Genomic DNA, 18,965 nt, shown 5'->3' on the forward strand with positions numbered 1-18,965 from the left:
TCAGAGCCGGGTTCACGCCTTCAGCACCGCGCCGGGATTCATGATGCCCAAGGGGTCCAGCGCCGCCTTGATGGTCCGCATTGCATCCAGCTTTACCGGATCGCCATAGCGGTCCAGATCGTCCGTTTTCATGCGGCCCACGCCGTGTTCCGCGCTGACCGAACCATCAAAGGCATGGACCAAATCATGCACGGCCCGCTTGACCACAGCGCTCTGACCCTCAAAATCCGACCTGCCCTGCCCCTTGGGGGGAAAGACGTTGTAATGCAGATTGCCATCCCCAAGATGGCCAAAGCAATTGATCCGGAACGGCCCGAGATCGGAAATCACCTTTTCCCCTTGGCGCACAAATTCCGGAATTTCTGAGATCGGGATCGAGATATCATGGCTCGACACCGAGCCGATCAGGCGGTTGGCCTCGGGGATACGCTCGCGCACGGCCCACAACTCACCGCGCTGCGCCTCACTTTGAGCAATCACGCCATCCTGCACCAGCCCAAGCGCTTGCGCGTGGACAAAGATATCCTCCAGCGCGTCGGACGGAGACTGCCCTGTGGCCAGCCCCAATTCGATCAGAACGCTCCACTCTGGCGGTGTTTCAAACGGTTGCCGGACGTCCGGCAGAACCTCGGACAGGAACTCCAACCCCTGCCGGTGGATCAGTTCGAAAGTGCTGACAGCCTCGCCCACGCGATCACGCGCCAGCGCCAGCAGGGAAATGGCAGCCTCGGGTGACGCCACCTGAAACATCGCCGTCCCGATCGCGGAAGGCCGGGGAAACAGCTTAAGCGCAGCTGCGGTGATGATCCCTAGCGTGCCCTCGGCCCCAATCAGCAGATTACGCAGGTCATAGCCTGTGTTGTCCTTTCGCAACCGGCTGAGACCCTGCCAGATTTGACCGCTGGGCAGAACGGCCTCGAGCCCTAGGCACAGATCGCGCGCATTGCCATAGCGCAAGACGTTGACGCCCCCGGCATTGGTGGACAGGTTGCCCCCGATCCGACAGGACCCCTGCGCCGCCAGCGTCAAGGGAAACAGGCGGTCTTGCGCCTCGGCCGCGGCTTGGACGTCCTGCAAAATGGCGCCGGCCTCGGCAATCAGTACGTTTTCGGTGGGATAGACGGACCGGATGGCCGTCATCCGCTCCAGCGAAATCACAAGGGGCGCGGGCCCATGCGGCATCACCTGCCCCCCGACCAGACCGGTTCCGCCGCCATAGGGCACCACGGGAACACGCATTTCGGACGCCACCTGCACCAGTACCGAGACCTCCTCGGTTGTGCGGGGCAAGGCCAGCAGGCCAGCCTGTCCGGCATATCGCCCGCGCGGCTCTTCGAGATACCGGTCGGTCACCGGGCGCAGCACCTGATCGCCCAGTTTCGAGCGGATCAGCGTGGCAATGCGGTCATCAGCGGGGTTCAGACTCATACGCTTTCAATGCCCAACCGATTCCGCCACGGCAAGCCTTATTCCAGATCAATCAGATAGCGCGGCTCCAGCACGACAACGGTTGGACGGTCCGGCAAGTCACGCAGAGAGACGGTGATCTCGGACACGCCGTCACGTTCGACCGGGAACTCATCCCGGATATCCACGAGGAAGCGATCCAGCGAAAACTCCGAGAACCAGTGCATCGGAATGATCACCGAGCTTTTCAGCCGCTTCAGAACCGAGATCATGTCAGGCAAGGGCATGGTTGTTCCGCCATCGACGGCGGCCATGACCACATCCAACCGACCCAGCGCAGCAAATTGTTCGTCTGACGGTACATGATGCAAATGTCCCAGATGACCGATACACAGCCCTTCGACCTCGAACACGAAGATAGAATTGCCGCGCTCCTCGACCCCACCATAGGCCGAGCGGATATCGGTCGGGACATTGCGTATCAGCATCTCGCCCAGATCCAGGTGATGTTCGATCCCCTGCCCGAATTCTCCCCATCCCGGTAGGACATGCGGGATCGACGGGTCGGGATGTGCCGTCCAATGGGTGTCGTGCGCATGGTTCATTGTCACCACGTCGGGAATCAGATCGGCACTGCCGATGAACCCGGTAAAGTCTGTCACCACATTCAACCCGCCACGGGTCTGGATCATAAAAGCGGCATGCGCGATATAGCTGATGCGCACCGAAAACTCCGGCACCGGGTCCTGCCATGCAGCTTTGTGCAGATATTCGATCCCCGGCGCCGCCTCGGCGATGGCGATACAATGGCTCGGCCGCCGCTCCTGCGCCACGGCCCCGCCCGAAATCACCATCAATGCTGCAACCAACCAGCGCATACCCGAAGTGTAGCGCAGATCGTCACCAAGTCATGCCCCTTGTTCATCTGGCCAAAAATATCCCGGGGGAGGCGCGGCTTGCCGCGACGGGGGCAGAGCCCCCCTAGCCCGCGTCCGTCTTGCCACGCCGGTCGGACCGCAGGCTGGCATAGAGAACATGCGTCCGCCATCGCCCGTTGATCTGTAGATAAGACTGCGCCACGCCTTCATATTTGAAGCCCGAGCTTTCCAGCAAACCGCGCGACGCCCGGTTTTCCGGCAGACACGCGGCTTCGATCCGGCTCAGATCCAGACGGGTAAAGGCGTGATGTACCATCGCGCCAATCGCTTCGCGCATGTATCCCTGACGGGCAAAGGATTCACCGGTCCAGTAACCCAGGGTTCCGGCCTGCGCAGGGCCGCGCCGGATATTGTCCAGCGTGATCGCCCCGACCAACACATTGTCTTCACGGCGAAAAAGGAAAAGCGGAATTGCTGTGCCACTCGCGACTGAGCGCTGAGCCCAGTAGACCCGATTGGTAAAGGATTTGCGGCTCAGGTGATCCTTGGCCCAGATCGGCTCCCACGGGGTCAGGTAACCTTTTGAGGCGCGCCGCAACGCCGCCCAATCGTTGAAATCGGAATGTACAGGCGGACGCAAGCTAAGCCGCGCGGTCTCGAGTTTCAGCTTGCGTCTGCCCAACAGCATCACGCTGCACGCCTCTCCTGCAAGTCCGCCAATGTCGGTGCGTCTGCGACCGGTCCGTAAAGCGCCAGCGCCGCCGGGGCCTGAACGGCCATGGTTTCGGCAAAGGCGCGCACGTCCTCGGTGCTGACCGCATCGATCTTGGCAACCGTGTCTTCCAGCGAGGGCACCCGTCCCCAGATCTGCACCAGCCGCGCCAGACGCTCGGCCCGATTCGACGGGCTTTCCAGCCCCATCAGCATCCCGGCCTTCATCTGGGCCCGGGCACGGGCGACCTCTTCGGGGCTCATGTCCTCGGCGGCGCGCTTCATCTCATCGATGGTGATCGTCGCCAGTTCGGCCACCTGATTGGCCGAGGTTCCGGCATAGATCGTGGTTGTTCCGGTATCGGCATAGGCACCGGTCTGCGCAAAGATCGTGTAGCAAAGCCCACGTGCTTCACGCACTTCCTGAAACAGGCGCGAGGACATGCCACCGCCCAATGCGGTCGAATAGATCTGCGCCGTATAGATCGCATCGTCGCGATAGCCGGGACTTTCCAGCGCCAGGGCGAAATGTGCCTGTTCCAGCTCTTTTACCTGACGGGCTTCGCCACCGGTAAAGCGTGCGATCTCGGGGATCAGACCTTTACGGGATTGCAGATGGCCAAACATCTCTTCGGCCAGTTTCATCAGCATGTCGTGATCCACAGCACCAGCTGCGGACAGGATCATCTGTTCGGGGCCATAATGTTCGGTCACAAAGCCCGACAAATCTTCGCGCGAAAAGGCACTGACCCGCTCGGACGGGCCCAGGATCGTCCGGCCCAGGGGCTGGTCGTGATAGCTCTGCTCTTGCAGCCAGTCAAAGATCACATCATCGGGTGTGTCATGGGCCTGACCGATTTCCTGAAGGATCACGCCCCGCTCGACCTCGATCTCACGTGGATCAAACACCGGGTTCAAAACGATGTCACCGATCACATCCATCGCCAGTGCCACGTCGTCCTTCAAGACGCGTGCGTAATAGGCCGTTACCTCGCGCGAGGTATAGGCGTTGATATAGCCGCCCACATCCTCGATCGCCTCGGCAATTTGCAAGGCCGAACGGCGCTCGGTTCCCTTGAACGCCATATGTTCAAGGAAATGCGCAATACCGTTCTGTTCGATCCGCTCATGCCGCCCACCGGCGGTTACCCAGATGCCGATGGCCGCAGATTGCAGCCCCGGCATATGTTCACTGACGATACGAAACCCGTTCTTCAGTTGGTCTTGTCTGACAGTCACTCAGCGATGTGCCTTTTAATATGATCCTCGAGGGCACCCAGATCATTGGCGATGCGGGTCACCCGTTCCGGACGTTCATACAGATCAGACATGCGGGAGGGAAGAGGCGGATGTTCACCACTCGCCTTCTCGACCGCGGCCGGGAATTTCGCCGGGTGCGCAGTGGCCAGCGTGATCATCGGAACGTCTGCCGCGCGGTGTTCTTCTGCGACCTTGATGCCCACGGCGGTGTGCGGGCAGACCAGTTCGGCGCTGTGCGCCAGCGTGGATTTGATCGTGGCCAGCGTTTCCTCTTCGGACACACGGCCCGAATCGAAATTCTCACGCAGCGCTTTCATCGCGCCCTGGCTGATATTGAAGCCACCCTGTTTCAGCTCATCCATCAATTGTGCGATGGCCCCGCCGTCTTCGCCATAGGCATAATAGAGCGCGCGTTCGAAATTCGAGCTGACCTGAATGTCCATCGACGGACTGATCGAGGGGATAGTCTCGCCCTTGAAATACCCCTCGCCCGAGAGGCAGCGATGCAGAATGTCGTTCTGGTTGGTCGCCACCACAAGGCGGTCAATCGGCAGCCCCATACGCTTGGCCAGATAGCCAGCGAAGATGTCGCCAAAGTTGCCGGTTGGCACCGTGAAGCTGACCTTGCGGTGCGGCGCACCAAGGCTGACGGCAGCCGAGAAGTAATAAACAATCTGCGCCAAGACGCGGGCAAAGTTGATCGAGTTCACACCCGCCAGTTTCACGCCGTCGCGGAAGTCGAAATCGTTGAACATGTCTTTCAGCGCAGCCTGACAATCGTCAAAATCACCATCAACGGCCAAAGCATGCACGTTGCTGTCCGCAGGCGTGGTCATCTGGCGGCGCTGCACATCGGACACGCGGCCATGCGGGAACAGGATGAACACATCCACCGCGTCCAGCCCGCGGAACGCCTCGATCGCGGCTGAACCGGTATCCCCGCTGGTCGCGCCGACGATAGTCACACGGTCGCCACGGCGTTTCAGCGCCACCTGGAACAACTGGCCGATCAGTTGCATGGCAAAGTCCTTGAAGGCCAGCGTGGGGCCGTGGAACAGTTCCAGCAGGAAGTGGTTTTCGTTCAGCTGCTTCAATGGCGCGCGAGCATCGTGGCCGAAACCTTCGTAAGCGCGGGCGATGATCGCCTTGAACTCATCCGCGGCGAATGAGCCGCTGACATAGGGCCACATCACACGGAAAGCGATTTCTTCGTAGGGCAATCCGGCCAGCACCGCGATCTCGTCCTGCGACATCACCGGGATTTCGGCGGGCAGATACAGGCCACCATCGCGGGCAAGCCCGGTCAACATCGCCTCTTCAAACGTCAGTTCGGGCGCCTGCCCGCGGGTCGAGATGTATTTCATGTCGCGTCACTCTCAGAATGGGCACGGCTGCGCCACAGGAAGTATCCGGTCATCGCGGCCCAGACCAGAGCCAGACCAAACCAGGTGATAGCATATTGCAGGTGATCGTTTGGTATGCCCGCCGTGTCCACCGGCAGCGGCGTCACATTCGGATCGGTTTGCGAACGGGCGATCAGCAGAACCGGTTCCGCGCCCAGTGCACCCGCAAGCGCGGGCACATCGCGGGCGAACCAGATGTTGGCGTCAAGATCAGGTGCGGGCGTGTAACTGTCGATTTCATCTGGCCAATGCAGATTGCCGGTGATCTCCATCGGACCGTTGCGTCGCCCGGCCTGTTTGGCCGTGGTCGGGATGAACCCCCGGTCAATCAGAATGGTCCGGCCCCCGGTATTGAACGGCTGAATGATGCGATACCCCGCACCGACCTGTTTGAGCGAAACAAGAACGTGGACTTCCGCAGGCTCCATCTCGCCCGACACTGTTACCGGCAGGTATTTGTCCTGATCCGCCGAAACCTGCAGCGGCAGGGAAACCGGCGCAGCCGAGATCCGATCTTCGATCTCGGCCAGCACGTCCTGCTTCCACGCCAGACGCTGCACCTGCCAGATGCCCAGCGACAGCAGCACGCCCAAACCGGCGAGGCCGAAGATTAGCAGGAACAGGGTACGGCGCATGTCAGGACCAAACTTCTTTGCAGGAACCGGCGTCTTGTTAAGGGGCGCGCGGGCTGAATTGCAACCACGCAATTGTATGGGGCGCAATCTTGTGCCCCGCATAGAGAAAAAGCCGCCCATTGGGGCGGCTTTTGCAATTGATCAGCCTGACCGGCGTTACATCAGCGGGGCCTGACCCCAGATGTAAACGGCAAAGAACAGGAACAGCCAGACAACGTCGACGAAGTGCCAGTACCAAGCGGCAGCCTCAAAACCAACATGTTTCTCGGGTGTGAAGTCCCCCTTGAGCGCGCGGATCAGGCAGACGGTCAGGAAGATTGTCCCGATGATCACATGTGCGCCGTGGAAACCCGTTGCCATGAAGAAGTTGGAATAGAACTGGTCGCCGCCGAATTCCCAGCCTTCATGCTTGAGCAGTTCGGCGTATTCATAGCCCTGAAGGAAGGTAAAGGCGATGCCCAGCACGATGCCAATGGCCAGACCATTGATCAGCGCCTTGCGGTCGTTGTCATGCACCAGCGCATGGTGCGCCCAGGTGATCGCACAGCCTGACAGTAACAGGACCAGAGTGTTGATCAGCGGCAGGTGGAACGGGTCAACCGCATGAATATCCGGCTGAATGTATTCGGTGCCGGCATAGTCGTACATCGGGTACATGCGATGTTTGAAGAACGACCAGAACCAGGCGAAGAAGAACATCACCTCGGACATGACAAACAGGATGAAGCCGTAACGCAGACCGATGCGGACAACAGGCGTGTGATCGCCCTGACGGCTTTCCGCAACCACATCCGACCACCAGGCGAACATCGTGTAAAGCACAGCTGCCAGACCGGCCCAGAACATGAAGGGCGTGATGCCTTGCATCCAGAGAACGGCTCCGAACAGCATGACAAAGCCGCCGACGGCGCCGATCAGAGGCCAGATCGACGGGGCCAGAATGTGGTAATCGTGGTTTTTAGCGTGTGCCATCAGCGTCCCTCACCTACAGGCGTTAGTTCGTGTTTGTATCTGCCTGCGCATCGAGGGCGGCATAGCCCTCGGGCAGGTCAATTTCGTAGAATGTATACGACAGCGTGATCGTATGAACATACTTGGCTTCAAGATCCTCGACCATTTCCGGGTCGACGAAGAAAGTCACCGGCATCTCAACGCGTTCGCCGGGTTGCAGCACCTGCTCTTCAAAGCAGAAACAGGCAATCTTCTGGAAATACCCACCCGCAGAATAGGGCGCCACGTTGTAAGACGCCTGCCCGGCAATGGGGCGGTCGGTCGGGTTAAAGGCCTCGTAAAACGCGAGACCTGTTTCGCCGATGCGCACATCCATCTCGCGCACGACCGGCTTGAATTCCCATTCCATGTCCTTGGCCTTGGACGCGTCAAAACGGATGGTAACGGTGCGATCCAGAATGGTATCGGGGGCAGTTTCGGCAACACCGGTGGTGCCACCAAATCCGGTCACCCGGCAGAACCAGTTGTAGAACGGCACCGACGCCCAGGCCAGACTGCCCATCAGGACAACCACGCCAACAGTCTGGAAAACCGTTTTCTGAGGACCGGACAACGCCATCAGTTCTGAACCTCTTGCGTCGCCCTGTTGAAATCAGTGCCCGAGACCTTGACGATGGTCAGGCCAAAGATGATCACGATAAAGGCGGCCAGGGTCAGGCCGACACCCAGATTGCGGCTGAACCGGCGCTGATGCAGCTCGTGGTCTTTGCGAAGGCTCATGACCATCCCCCCAGACCATAGGGTTTCAGCAGGGCTTCGGCCAGAACGGCACCGAAATGCAGGAACAGATACAGCAGCGACAGCTTGAAGAAACCGCGTTCGACCTTGAAATTATCTGCCTCGGAATCATCCTCGGTCCGGCGCGAGATTTTCCACGCGCCCCGCAGGAACAGGATGTTCAGAATCAATGCAACGGTCAGATAGATCGGGCCGCCAATGCCTGAAAATGCAGTTCCGATGGCCAGCAGGGCCAGCAGGGCTGTATAGACAAGAATATGGACACGTGTCGCGCGGCGACCATGGGTGACGGTCAGCATCGGCACGCCCGCGTCGTCATAGTCCGAGCGCATGAACAGGGCCAGCGCCCAAAAATGCGGCGGCGTCCACATGAAGGTCAGGGCAAACATCAGCCAGGGCTCGACCGACATCGATCCCGTGGCGGCCACCCAGCCGATCACCGGAGGGAACGCGCCCGCTGCGCCACCGATCACGATGTTCTGCGGCGTCGAACGCTTCAGCCACATCGTGTAGACGACAACGTAGAAGAAGATGGTGAAGGCCAGAAACGCGCCTGCGAACCAGTTGGTCGCAAGGCCCAGCATGATCACCGACAGACCCGACAGAGCCAGACCAACGGCCAGCGCCTCGCCTTCCTCGACCTTGCCCGAAGGGATTGGGCGGGATTTGGTGCGTTTCATGACACGGTCGATATCCGCGTCCCACCACATGTTCAGCGCGCCTGATGCTCCGCCGCCGATAGCGATGAACAGGATGGCGCAAAAACCGACGAAGGGATGGACAGGAACAGGCGCCGCCAACAAACCGACCAATGCTGTGAACACGACCAGCGACATCACGCGCGGCTTCAGCAGGGCGAAGTAATCGCCAAAGCCGGCCTCGTCCGCCCGGGCGGTCACTGTGCTGGCATTGATGCTTGCGTCGGTCATTTCCGGTCCTTTTGGGGCGAAAACTGCGCGGATCGCCCGCGCAGCCTGCATCTTGTGTCAGGCGGGGTTCGACCCGCCCCTATCGTACTCAATTCGAGGCGACCAGATAGCTTTGCGGCAGACCCGCATATTCTTCGATCGCGCCCTGCAACCATTCGTCATAGACTTCCTGGCTTACGACCTTGACGGTAATCGGCATATAGGCGTGGTCCTTGCCACACAGTTCCGAACACTGACCAAAATAGATGCCTTCCTTGTCGGCCTGGAACCACAGCTCCGCCAAACGTCCGGGCACACCGTCCTGCTTTACGCCAAAGGCCGGGATGGTCCACGAGTGAATCACGTCGGATGCAGTCACCTGCATCACGATGACCTTGCCGACCGGTACGACAACAGCGGTGTCGGTGGCCAGCAGCCATTCATCATCGCTGTAGCCTGCATCGATCAGCTTGGCGCGCATTGCGTCATCCAGAACAAACGGCGTCACGTCCGCGTCCGCAGGGCGTGCGCCCTCGTCCAGGGTCGCGGGGTGGCCCAGCAGATAGCTGTCGAATGCGAAATCGTGATCAACATACTCGTAGGTCCAGTACCACTGGTTGCCGACGACTTTGATGGTGATGTCACCTTCCGGGATTTCCTGCTGTTTGAAAAGAACCGGCAGTGAGAACGCACCAATAAACACCAGAATCAAGATCGGTCCCAGGGTCCAGGCGATTTCAACCGGAGTATAGTGCGAGAAACGCGCCGGAGTTGGGTTTACGCGCTGGTTGTAGCGCACAATGCAATAGATCAACAAAGCTGCAACCAACAGACAGACTGCGGTGATGATCACAAGAATCATGCTGTCCAGATCCCGGATACCCTGGGCAAGGCTGGTGGCCGCGGGCTGGAAGCCCATGCCGCCGTCTACCGGCTTGCCAATAATCTCAAGCTCCTGAGCCATGGCGGGTAGGCTGGAGAGGGCTGTCATAAACCCTGAAAGCATTAAAGCATTCTTCATGTTCTGTCCTGATCGTTTGATCTTTGCGTCCCTGACGGAAAGGTGTGAATCGGTCGCACCTCTCCCGTTGTCTTTGGCCGCGTTAAAAACCATATTCCAGCGGGTAGATAAAGCAAAATGCTTGCGTCAAACAGACGCTATTTTTGATCTGGATCAAACCCGAAAGGTCGCTACCCATGCCTGAAGCCCCGTTTCGCCCCTTTGAGAGCGCCCTGCCGCAAGATGAAGCACTGGCCATATTGCGTTCGGCAACGGACGGGGCCGAGGATGGAGAGCTGTTTGTCGAGCGTCGGAAATCCGAATCTCTGGTGTTTGACGACGGGCGTCTTCGCACCGCGTCTTATGACGCATCCGAGGGGTTTGGTCTGCGCGCCGTTCAGGGCGAAGTGGCGGGGTACGCGCATTCGACTGATGTATCGATAGCCGCGCTGAAACGTGCTGCCGAGACCGCGCGACTGGCAGTTGGCGATGGAGGCGGAACGCTCGCCGAAGCCCCCCGGCCCACGAATACGCGCTTGTACACGGACGAAGACCCAATCGAATCTGCCGCCTTCCCGGTGAAAATCGAAACCCTGCGGGAGATTGACGCCTTTGCCCGCGACCTGGATCCGCGGGTGGTTCAGGTTAGCGCAATGATCGCAGCCGCCGTGCAGGAGGTGGAAATTCTGCGACCCGATGGTGTGATGGTGCGTGACGTGCGCCCCATGACGCGCGTGAATGTCTCGGTCATTGTTGAACAGGACGGGCGGCGCGAAAGCGGATCGGCCGGTGGCGGCGGGCGGGTTGGCCTAAGCGGGCTGATCGACCCGGCCGACTGGCAGGCCAAGGCGCGCGAAGCCCTGCGCATCGCGTTGGTCAATCTGGACGCGGTTCCCGCGCCTGCCGGCGTGATGGAGGTTGCACTTGGCCCCGGCTGGCCCGGTATTTTGCTGCACGAAGCCATCGGTCACGGGCTAGAGGGCGATTTCAACCGCAAGGGAAGCTCGGCCTTTGCCGGGCTGATGGGGCAACAGATTGCATCCAAGGGCGTGACCGTGGTGGATGACGGCACGATTGCCGACCGTCGCGGCTCGATCACTGTGGATGATGAAGGCACGCCCAGCTCGCGCACGGTGTTGATCGAGGATGGCATCCTGACCGGCTACATGCAGGATCGGCAAAACGCCCGGCTGATGGGCGTTGCGCCCACGGGCAACGGGCGGCGGCAAAGCTATGCGCACAAACCCATGCCGCGCATGACCAATACGATCATGTTGGGGGGCGACGCTGATCCGGCAGCTTTGGTGGCAGATATTAAAGACGGCATCTGGGCGGTTGGATTCGGAGGCGGCCAGGTCGACATCACCAACGGCAAATTCGTTTTCTCGTGCACCGAGGCGTATCGTGTCGAAAACGGCAAGATCGGAGCGCCTGTCAAAGGAGCCACGCTGATCGGTGACGGGCCTTCGGCGTTGAAACGCATCCGCGGCCTTGGCAACGATATGGCTTTGGATCCGGGTATGGGCACCTGCGGCAAGGACGGTCAATGGGTGCCCGTGGGTGTGGGTCAACCGACAGTGCTGATGGACGGGTTGACTGTCGGCGGGTCTGCAGCCTGAGTCGGAAAAGCAGCGCAAAGGCAGGCGCAGGGTTAACCATGCGCCACTTTGATTCGACAGCATTCCAACCAGCGCCATTAATTTGAGCGCCGGCTTGAAAATATTATTTGTTTACTTTCAGATACTTAATCGTCGCATTCCCCAAGAAATACAGATAAATCGCCGCTAATTATCTGCGATTCAGAGGCTGTTAACCCCCTGTCCCGTAAACCAGTTCTGCAATCAGGCGGAGCAACGGATGACCGAAGAGCAGCTTTCTTCCAATCACCCCCCACTCCCACCCACCACGGAAGAGGACCGGTTTTCGTGGCTTCGTCTGTTGCGCTCTCGCAAGGTCGGCCCGGCGACATTTCGTCGGCTGCTGCGTGAACATGGCTCGGCGCAGAACGCGCTGGCCGCGCTGCCTGAAATGGCACGCGCCGCCGGAATAGATGGGTATGAAACCTGTCCCCCCGGCGTGATCGAGGCGGAACTCAGGGCCGCAGAAGCAGCCAAAGCGCGGCTTTTGTGCCTTGGGTCCGCAGATTTCCCCCACGCGTTGAACGACCTATCCGATGCCCCGCCCTTGCTTTGGGCCATCGGGGATGTGTCGCTGTTGCAGAAACCGGCGATTGCGATGGTGGGCGCGCGCAACTGTTCCTCGCTGGGCGCACGGATGGCGCGTGGTCTGGCGCGCGCCTTGGGTGAAAAGGGACATGTGATTGTCTCGGGTCTGGCGCGCGGCATTGATACGTCGGCGCATATGGCGTCGCTGGACACCGGCACTGTTGCCGTCATGGCGGGCGGTGTCGATGTCATTTACCCGGCCGAGAACACGGAACTGGCGCATAAAATCGCGACCAAGGGACTGCGGCTGTCGGAACAGCCAATGGGCGTGACACCTCAGGCAAGGCATTTTCCACGCCGCAACCGGATCATCTCGGGCCTGGCCCAAGCTGTTGTGGTGGTCGAGGCCGCCGCCAAATCCGGCAGCCTGATCACAGCACGTGACGCCCTGGATCAGGGGCGCGAGGTTCTGGCCGTACCTGGCCATCCGTTCGACGCCCGCGCTGCCGGGTGCAACCTTTTGATTCGGGACGGTGCGACGCTGGTCCGTTCGGCAGACGACGTTGTCGAAGCCCTGCCGCAGCAAGGCGATCTGATCTTTGCAAAACCCGAGCTGCCGCCCGCCATGCAGCCACGGCCTGCCGTACTGGACTTGCAGGCGCAAATCCTTGAGCGGTTGGGACCTTCCCCTATCGCCGAAGACCAGTTGCTGCGCGATATTGCGGCCTCGGCCGGGGATCTGGGGCCAGCACTGCTCGACCTTGAACTGGACGGACGAATCCAGCGACAGCCGGGCGGGCTGTTGTCTCTGGCAGGCTGATTTGGACGGAAAACAAGATTGCCCAATCGAACGCTCTGCCTGCGATCAGGTGCGGGTATCACGCTGAAATCACGTCGCTTTTCCGCCTGCCAAAGGAACGCATTGACAATCCCCGCTTGCCCCACACATTTTGCACCACCATAGAAGGCGCCAAATTCGTCGAGCGAGGTTTCCCCTTAAATGCCCGTAGTTGTTGTAGAATCTCCGGCCAAAGCAAAAACAATCAATAAATATCTCGGCCCTGACTACACCGTTCTGGCCTCTTACGGCCATGTGCGGGACCTGCCGCCAAAGGACGGATCGGTCGATCCGGACCATGGATTTTCCATGACATGGGAAGTGGGTAATGACAGCCGCAAACATGTAAAGGCCATCGCCGACGCGCTGAAAGAAGACAACGCGCTGATCCTCGCCACCGACCCTGATCGTGAGGGTGAGGCAATCAGCTGGCATTTGCAGGAAGCGCTGACCAAGCGCCGCTCGATCAAGAAAGACACACCGGTTAGCCGGGTGACCTTCAACGCCATCACCAAAGAAGCGGTGACCGAGGCGATGAAGAACCCGCGCGACGTCGATATGCCCCTGGTCGAAGCGTATCTGGCACGCCGCGCCTTGGACTACCTTGTTGGCTTCAACCTGTCACCGGTTCTGTGGCGCAAACTGCCCGGCGCAAAATCCGCAGGTCGGGTGCAGTCGGTCTGTCTGCGCCTGATCGTCGAGCGTGAGATGGAGATCGAAGCGTTCAAGGCGGTCGAGTACTGGTCGGTTCGGGCCCTGTTCGAGACACCGCGTGGTCAGACCTATGAGGCGCGGCTGGTCACGTTGGCGGGCAAGAAACTGGACAAGCACGATCTGGCCAACGCAACACAGGCCGAACTGGCGGTTCAGGCCGTCACCAGCCGCGCGCTGCGTGTGACTTCGGTCGAAGCCAAGCCCGCCGCGCGCAATCCAAGCGCGCCGTTCATGACTTCGACCCTGCAACAGGAGGCGAGCCGCAAATTCGGCATGGGCGCGCGCCATGCGATGCAGGTTGCGCAGCGCCTCTATGAGGCCGGATACATTACCTATATGCGAACCGACGGGATCGACATGGCACCCGAGGCCGTGACGGCAACGCGCGACACCATCGCGGACCGGTACGGTGCAGAATATGTGCCGGACAGCCCGCGTATGTACAAGAACAAGGCCAAGAACGCGCAGGAAGCACACGAATGTATCCGCCCCACGGATATGACGCGCGATGCCAAGGCGCTGAAGGTCACGGATGAAGATCAGCGCAAGCTTTATGATCTGATCTGGAAACGGACCATTGCCTGCCAGATGGCGGCAGCACGATTGGAGCGCACAACGGTCGAGATTGGCAGTGACGACGGTCAGGTCGGTCTGCGAGCCACCGGTCAGGTGGTAATGTTCGACGGGTTCATGCGCGTCTATGAGGAAGGCCGCGATGATGTCGCCGATGATGACGAAAAGCGCCTGCCACAGATCATGGAGGGCGACCCCGCGCGCTTTTCCAAGACCACGCTGCGCGATCAGTTTGCCAAGGCCACCAGCGAGTCGGACAAAGCCGCTATCATGGCCGATAACGAAGCCGTTCTGGCGTTGCAGCATCACACGCAACCGCCCCCGCGCTATACCGAGGCCACTTTGGTCAAGCGGATGGAGGAGTTGGGGATCGGACGTCCTTCGACCTATGCCTCAATCGTGACCACGATTCAGGACCGCGAATATGTGCGCAAAGACAAGAACCGGCTGATCCCCGAGGAAAAGGGCCGGATCGTCACCATCTTTCTGCTGAACTTTTTCCGTCAATACGTTGGATACGAGTTCACCGCGAATCTGGAAGAGCAACTGGATGACGTCAGCGCCGGTGATCGTGACTACAAGGATCTGCTGGGCAAGTTCTGGCGTGATTTTTCGGCAGCGATTGGCGAAACATCCGAACTGCGCATATCGGAAGTGCTGGACAAGCTGGACGAGGCATTGGCGCCACAGCTTTACCCCCCGCGTGAAGACGGGTCCGACCCGCGTATCTGCCCGAAATGCGGGTTGGGACAATTGCACCTGAAAACCTCACGCACCGGCGGGTTCGTGGGCTGCGGAAACTATCCGGAGTGCACTTATACGCGGCCTATCGCCGGTGAAGGCGCGGAAGGCGACGAACAATTGCTGGGCGAAGACGCCGGGGATGAGATCTGGCTGAAGTCCGGCCGATTTGGGCCGTATGTCCAGCGAGGCGAACCCACGCCCGAGAACAAGAAGCCTCCGCGCGCCTCGCTTCCACGCGGCTGGAGCAAGGATGACATGGATCTGGACAAGGCGCTGACGCTTCTGTCCCTGCCGCGCCAGATCGGTGAGCACCCCGAAGGCGGCATGATCACCTCGAACTTCGGGCGTTTTGGCCCCTATCTGATGCATCAGTTGGCCGATGAAGCCAAGCCGGTCTATGCCAACCTCAAAGACCCAAACGATGTGTTCGAGATCGGTATGAACCGCGCCGTAGAGCTTTTGGCGGAAAAACGAGCCAATCCCGGTGGGCGCGGGCGCGCAGCGGCAAAAGCTTTGAAAGACCTGGGCGAGCATCCCGATGGCGGCGCGATGCAGGTTCTGGACGGACGGTACGGGCCATATGTGAAGTGGGAAAAGGTCAACGCGACCATCCCGAAAGACATCAAGCCCGAAGACGTGACGCAGGAAATGGCCATCGAACTGGTCAATGAGCGCGCATCCAAGAAGGGCACCAAGAAAAAGGCTGCACCCAAAAAGAAGGCTGCCGCCAAGAAGACAGCAAAGAAAGCGGCTGAATAAACCGGACTTTTGACCGGGACATGTCACCAAACACGCGGGCCGGTTTCTGAATAAAGGAACCGGCCCGCGTGTTTATGGACTGACGCGATACAGGATTGCGTTGTTCAGTAAAGGAGTTGAGACATGTTCAGAACCGCCATTCTTGTTGCGGCGATAAGCGTTGCGGCTGCCACGCAGGGCCATGCCGCGCATCACGTCAAGTCCGCCACAGCCGAAATCATCAACGCGCAAGGCGACGTCATTGGTCAGGCGAAGGCGACGCAAGGGCCCAATGGTGTTCTGCTGCACGTGCGCGTCACAGACCTGCCGCCGGGAAAACATGGGTTGCACCTGCACAGCCATGGTGTCTGCGAGGCCGGCGAAGGGTTCAAGACGGCCCAAGGCCATGTTGGCAAAGTTGAAGGCGCACATGGGCTGCTGAACCCTGAAGGCCCCGAGCCCGGCGATCTGCCCAATCTATATGTGGGACAGGATGGCGTGGGCGAGATGGAGGCCTTTACAAACCTTGTTTCGCTTGAAGGTGATGGAGATGTATTGCTGGATGGGGACGGATCAACTTTCATCATCCACGAAGCTGGCGACGATCACATGAGCCAGCCCATTGGCGGTGCAGGTGGGCGCATCGCCTGCGGGATCCTGATCGCCGACTGACACTATTGTCAGCTGAACTACCGTAGAAATACCTGAACCTTCTGGTTTCATTGACTTCCCCATGACGTGGCGGCAAAACCTGCCCATCACCATGTCATTGGGGGAGTTTTCCATGAAGAAAGTCTATGCCAATGCCGCCGAGGCACTCGATGGGGTGCTGACGGATGGCATGCTGATTGCCGCGGGCGGGTTTGGCCTGTGCGGCATTCCCGAACTGTTGCTTGCTGCCATCCGGGATTCGGGCGTCAAGGACCTGAGTTTTGCGTCGAATAACGCCGGTGTGGACGATTTCGGTATCGGCATCCTGTTGCAGACCAAGCAGGTCAAAAAGATGATCAGCTCGTATGTCGGCGAAAACGCCGAATTCATGCGTCAGTATCTGAGCGGCGAGTTGGAACTGGAATTCAACCCGCAAGGAACACTGGCCGAACGGATGCGCGCCGGTGGTGCCGGTATTCCCGGGTTCTACACCAAGACGGGCGTCGGCACCGTGATTGCGGAAGGCAAGGAGCACAAGGATTTCAACGGCGAGACCTATATCCTTGAGGAAGGCATTTTTGCCGATCTGGCTATCGTCAAGGCCTGGAAAGCTGACGACACCGGCAATCTGGTGTTCCGCAAGACCGCCCGCAACTTTAACGTGCCCGCTGCCACCTGCGGCAAGATCTGCGTGGCCGAAGTGGAAGAGATTGTTCCGCGCGGCTCACTGGACCCGGACAAGATCCACCTGCCCGGCATCTATGTGCATCGCATCATCCAAGGCGATCACGAAAAGCGCATCGAACAGCGCACCACCCGCAAGAAGGAGGATGCATAATGCCCTGGGACCGCAATCAGATGGCCGCACGCGCGGCAGAGGAACTGGAAGACGGCATGTATGTGAACCTCGGCATCGGGATTCCGACGCTGGTGGCGAACTATGTGGGCGACAAGGACATCACTCTGCAATCGGAAAACGGAATGCTGGGTATGGGCCCTTTCCCGTATGAGGGCGAAGAAGACCCGGACCTGATCAACGCGGGCAAACAAACGATCACCGAACTGTCCCGCACTGCCTATTTCGACAGCGCCACATCCTTTGCGATGATCCGGGGCGGCAAAATCGCTGCTGCGATTTTAGGTGCCATGGAAGTGGATGAGAAAGGCGACCTGGCAAACTGGATGATTCCCGGCAAGCTGGTGAAAGGCATGGGTGGCGCCATGGACCTGGTTGCAGGCGTTGGGCGCGTGATCGTGGTTATGGACCACACCAACAAGCACGGTGAAAGCAAGGTCCTGAAGGAATGCACTCTGCCACTGACAGGCAAGGGTGTCGTGGATCGCATCATCACCAATCTGGGCGTTCTGGACGTGGTCGAGGGCGGATTGAGGATCGTCGAACTGGCAGATGGTGTCAGTGAAGACGAAATGCGCGCTGCGACCGAAGCGACAATCGTCGGCTGAACAAAAGAAAAGGCCCGCCGGATCGAGGCGGGCCTTTTTCAATTTGAGGTCTGGAACACGCACCCATCTGAAATCAGATCCGGCGGTGTCGCGCACAAAGCCCGCGCGATCTGGAAAGCGGCCAGAACCTTGGGGACATAATCCCGGGTTTCGGCATAAGGCGGCACGCCGCTGTGTTTACGTACAGCCCCCTCACCCGCGTTGTAACCGGCCAAAACCAGAATCGGATCATTCCCGAACTCTTCCATCAGCCAGTTGAGGTATTTCACGCCCCCGGCGATGTTCTGCGAGGGTTGCAGACTGTCCTTAACACCGAAGCGGGCAGCTGTGGCGGGCATCAACTGCATAAGCCCCTGCGCGCCGGCCGAACTGACGGCATCTGCGCGACCGGCCGATTCAACCGAAATGACGGCCAGCACCAGCGCTGGCGACACATTGGTTCCCACGGTTGACCGCAAAATCTCGATCCCGCGTTCTTTTGCTATGTTTTGCAGCGATTGCAGCCGGGGTGATCTTACATTCGTCGCCGCCAGCGCGTTTATCGCAGCATCAAGCCGCCCGGCCCCACCTTCATCGATATGCGGTGAAATGCGGTCCCAGAATGCCTTGTACGACCCTTTCGGGTCAGGCACGGCACCGATTCCCGGCACTGTGGGCTGAACCACTTTGGTTCTTGCTATGATTTCTGGAACCGCCAGCTCCACCCCTGTGCTGGGGGCTGAGGGCTTGGCCGCGTGTTCCTCGGGTGTGATCTGAATGGTCACGCGAGGACGCTCACCCGGCTTGGGGGCCTTGATCCGCTTGTAAACTCCGCGCGGCTCAACCTCGGTCGCTGACCCGGGTGCGACACCAGATAGTAGAAACGCCAGTACACCGGCGCATTGAAGTGCGTTCCGGAGAGTCATGTGCCTGCCTCATGTATTCTTTTTACGCGATTTGAACCGCGAATCTTCGCCCAAGGCCAGAAAAACAAAGCGAATTGGGGCAATTTCGCCTCATTTGGCGTATATTTGCACCGCTGCGGAGCACTTCGCACCAATCGAAGAAATTTTTTTCCTTTTATTTGCAAAGGTTTACACATTTAGTGACTAAAAAGTTAAGCCGCGCGAAAAAAAATCTGTGTTTGG

18 protein-coding genes are annotated in these 18,965 nt (G+C 59.4%); 6 read left to right on the forward strand and 12 right to left on the reverse strand.

Annotation, left to right across the window (positions count from 1 at the left end; all coding sequences use genetic code 11):
• Positions 1–12: 12 nt before the first annotated feature.
• The 11 genes from ACR0DS_RS17425 to coxB form a co-directional block, all read right to left on the reverse strand.
• Positions 13–1,428, reverse strand: a complete 1,416-nt coding sequence (locus tag ACR0DS_RS17425; RefSeq protein WP_480560379.1) for an FAD-binding oxidoreductase — start codon at positions 1,426–1,428, stop codon at positions 13–15.
• Between the two features lie 38 nt (positions 1,429–1,466).
• Positions 1,467–2,285 carry an MBL fold metallo-hydrolase gene (locus ACR0DS_RS17430; RefSeq protein ID WP_480560381.1) on the reverse strand — a complete coding sequence of 273 codons (819 nt, stop codon included), beginning with the start codon at positions 2,283–2,285 and terminating at the stop codon, positions 1,467–1,469.
• Positions 2,286–2,388: 103 nt separating this feature from the next.
• Positions 2,389–2,973 carry a GNAT family N-acetyltransferase gene (locus ACR0DS_RS17435; protein ID WP_209505614.1) on the reverse strand — a complete coding sequence of 195 codons (585 nt, stop codon included), beginning with the start codon at positions 2,971–2,973 and terminating at the stop codon, positions 2,389–2,391.
• Entirely contained in the window at positions 2,973–4,235 is a 1,263-nt protein-coding gene (locus tag ACR0DS_RS17440) for a M16 family metallopeptidase (protein WP_209598175.1), read from the reverse strand. Before ACR0DS_RS17440 ends, ACR0DS_RS17435 begins: the two co-directional genes overlap by 1 nt.
• Positions 4,232–5,620: a threonine synthase gene (gene thrC, locus ACR0DS_RS17445; protein ID WP_480560383.1), complete on the reverse strand. Its 1,389-nt coding sequence runs from the start codon at positions 5,618–5,620 to the stop codon at positions 4,232–4,234. The genes ACR0DS_RS17440 and thrC overlap by 4 nt, the downstream gene beginning before the upstream one ends.
• A complete protein-coding gene (locus ACR0DS_RS17450) occupies positions 5,617–6,294 on the reverse strand; it encodes an SURF1 family protein (protein WP_480560385.1) in 678 nt (225 codons plus the stop codon). The genes thrC and ACR0DS_RS17450 overlap by 4 nt, the downstream gene beginning before the upstream one ends.
• A gap of 156 nt (positions 6,295–6,450) precedes the next feature.
• A complete protein-coding gene (locus tag ACR0DS_RS17455; RefSeq protein ID WP_209505605.1) occupies positions 6,451–7,266 on the reverse strand; it encodes a cytochrome c oxidase subunit 3 in 816 nt (271 codons plus the stop codon).
• A gap of 22 nt (positions 7,267–7,288) precedes the next feature.
• A complete protein-coding gene (locus tag ACR0DS_RS17460; RefSeq protein ID WP_267363056.1) occupies positions 7,289–7,864 on the reverse strand; it encodes a cytochrome c oxidase assembly protein in 576 nt (191 codons plus the stop codon).
• A complete protein-coding gene (locus ACR0DS_RS17465; protein ID WP_267363054.1) occupies positions 7,864–8,025 on the reverse strand; it encodes a hypothetical protein in 162 nt (53 codons plus the stop codon). Before ACR0DS_RS17465 ends, ACR0DS_RS17460 begins: the two co-directional genes overlap by 1 nt.
• Positions 8,022–8,972 carry a heme o synthase gene (gene cyoE, locus ACR0DS_RS17470; RefSeq protein WP_480560387.1) on the reverse strand — a complete coding sequence of 317 codons (951 nt, stop codon included), beginning with the start codon at positions 8,970–8,972 and terminating at the stop codon, positions 8,022–8,024. Before cyoE ends, ACR0DS_RS17465 begins: the two co-directional genes overlap by 4 nt.
• Before the next feature lie 88 nt (positions 8,973–9,060).
• A complete protein-coding gene (gene coxB / locus ACR0DS_RS17475; RefSeq protein WP_480560389.1) occupies positions 9,061–9,972 on the reverse strand; it encodes a cytochrome c oxidase subunit II in 912 nt (303 codons plus the stop codon).
• A gap of 176 nt (positions 9,973–10,148) precedes the next feature.
• Between coxB and tldD the strand changes: the two genes are divergently transcribed.
• The 6 genes from tldD (at position 10,149) to ACR0DS_RS17505 (ending at position 17,838) form a co-directional block, all read left to right on the forward strand.
• Entirely contained in the window at positions 10,149–11,570 is a 1,422-nt protein-coding gene (gene tldD, locus ACR0DS_RS17480) for a metalloprotease TldD (RefSeq protein ID WP_267363048.1), read from the forward strand.
• 238 nt (positions 11,571–11,808) lie between these two features.
• Positions 11,809–12,936 carry a DNA-processing protein DprA gene (gene dprA / locus ACR0DS_RS17485; protein ID WP_480560391.1) on the forward strand — a complete coding sequence of 376 codons (1,128 nt, stop codon included), beginning with the start codon at positions 11,809–11,811 and terminating at the stop codon, positions 12,934–12,936.
• Positions 12,937–13,116: 180 nt separating this feature from the next.
• Positions 13,117–15,744, forward strand: coding sequence for a type I DNA topoisomerase (gene topA / locus ACR0DS_RS17490; RefSeq protein ID WP_480560393.1), 2,628 nt, complete (start codon positions 13,117–13,119; stop codon positions 15,742–15,744).
• Positions 15,745–15,867: 123 nt separating this feature from the next.
• Positions 15,868–16,395, forward strand: coding sequence for a superoxide dismutase family protein (locus ACR0DS_RS17495; protein WP_480539575.1), 528 nt, complete (start codon positions 15,868–15,870; stop codon positions 16,393–16,395).
• Positions 16,396–16,507: 112 nt separating this feature from the next.
• Positions 16,508–17,212: a CoA transferase subunit A gene (locus tag ACR0DS_RS17500; protein WP_209505579.1), complete on the forward strand. Its 705-nt coding sequence runs from the start codon at positions 16,508–16,510 to the stop codon at positions 17,210–17,212.
• Complete coding sequence (locus ACR0DS_RS17505) at positions 17,212–17,838, forward strand: CoA transferase subunit B (RefSeq protein WP_267363038.1); 627 nt, start codon at positions 17,212–17,214, stop codon at positions 17,836–17,838. Before ACR0DS_RS17500 ends, ACR0DS_RS17505 begins: the two co-directional genes overlap by 1 nt.
• A gap of 38 nt (positions 17,839–17,876) precedes the next feature.
• On the opposite strand, the gene ACR0DS_RS17510 is transcribed toward ACR0DS_RS17505, so the two are convergent.
• Positions 17,877–18,743 (reverse strand): lytic transglycosylase domain-containing protein, encoded by an 867-nt coding sequence (locus ACR0DS_RS17510; protein ID WP_480560395.1) that lies wholly within the window; start codon positions 18,741–18,743, stop codon positions 17,877–17,879.
• Positions 18,744–18,965: the final 222 nt, after the last annotated feature.

It is taken from the genome of Ruegeria sp. AF5 (assembly GCF_056541905.1).

Bases quoted from the DNA above. Each gene is read 5' to 3' on its own strand.
- ACR0DS_RS17425 (WP_480560379.1), bottom strand. From the start codon at position 1,428: ATGAGTCTGAACCCCGCTGATGACCGCATTGCCACGCTGATCCGCTCG.
- ACR0DS_RS17430 (WP_480560381.1), bottom strand. From the start codon at position 2,285: ATGCGCTGGTTGGTTGCAGCATTGATGGTGATTTCGGGCGGGGCCGTG.
- ACR0DS_RS17435 (WP_209505614.1), bottom strand. From the start codon at position 2,973: ATGCTGTTGGGCAGACGCAAGCTGAAACTCGAGACCGCGCGGCTTAGC.
- thrC (WP_480560383.1), bottom strand. From the start codon at position 5,620: ATGAAATACATCTCGACCCGCGGGCAGGCGCCCGAACTGACGTTTGAA.
- ACR0DS_RS17450 (WP_480560385.1), bottom strand. From the start codon at position 6,294: ATGCGCCGTACCCTGTTCCTGCTAATCTTCGGCCTCGCCGGTTTGGGC.
- ACR0DS_RS17455 (WP_209505605.1), bottom strand. From the start codon at position 7,266: ATGGCACACGCTAAAAACCACGATTACCACATTCTGGCCCCGTCGATC.
- ACR0DS_RS17460 (WP_267363056.1), bottom strand. From the start codon at position 7,864: ATGGCGTTGTCCGGTCCTCAGAAAACGGTTTTCCAGACTGTTGGCGTG.
- ACR0DS_RS17465 (WP_267363054.1), bottom strand. From the start codon at position 8,025: ATGAGCCTTCGCAAAGACCACGAGCTGCATCAGCGCCGGTTCAGCCGC.
- cyoE (WP_480560387.1), bottom strand. From the start codon at position 8,972: ATGACCGACGCAAGCATCAATGCCAGCACAGTGACCGCCCGGGCGGAC.
- coxB (WP_480560389.1), bottom strand. From the start codon at position 9,972: ATGAAGAATGCTTTAATGCTTTCAGGGTTTATGACAGCCCTCTCCAGC.
- tldD (WP_267363048.1), top strand. From the start codon at position 10,149: ATGCCTGAAGCCCCGTTTCGCCCCTTTGAGAGCGCCCTGCCGCAAGAT.
- dprA (WP_480560391.1), top strand. From the start codon at position 11,809: ATGACCGAAGAGCAGCTTTCTTCCAATCACCCCCCACTCCCACCCACC.
- topA (WP_480560393.1), top strand. From the start codon at position 13,117: ATGCCCGTAGTTGTTGTAGAATCTCCGGCCAAAGCAAAAACAATCAAT.
- ACR0DS_RS17495 (WP_480539575.1), top strand. From the start codon at position 15,868: ATGTTCAGAACCGCCATTCTTGTTGCGGCGATAAGCGTTGCGGCTGCC.
- ACR0DS_RS17500 (WP_209505579.1), top strand. From the start codon at position 16,508: ATGAAGAAAGTCTATGCCAATGCCGCCGAGGCACTCGATGGGGTGCTG.
- ACR0DS_RS17505 (WP_267363038.1), top strand. From the start codon at position 17,212: ATGCCCTGGGACCGCAATCAGATGGCCGCACGCGCGGCAGAGGAACTG.
- ACR0DS_RS17510 (WP_480560395.1), bottom strand. From the start codon at position 18,743: ATGACTCTCCGGAACGCACTTCAATGCGCCGGTGTACTGGCGTTTCTA.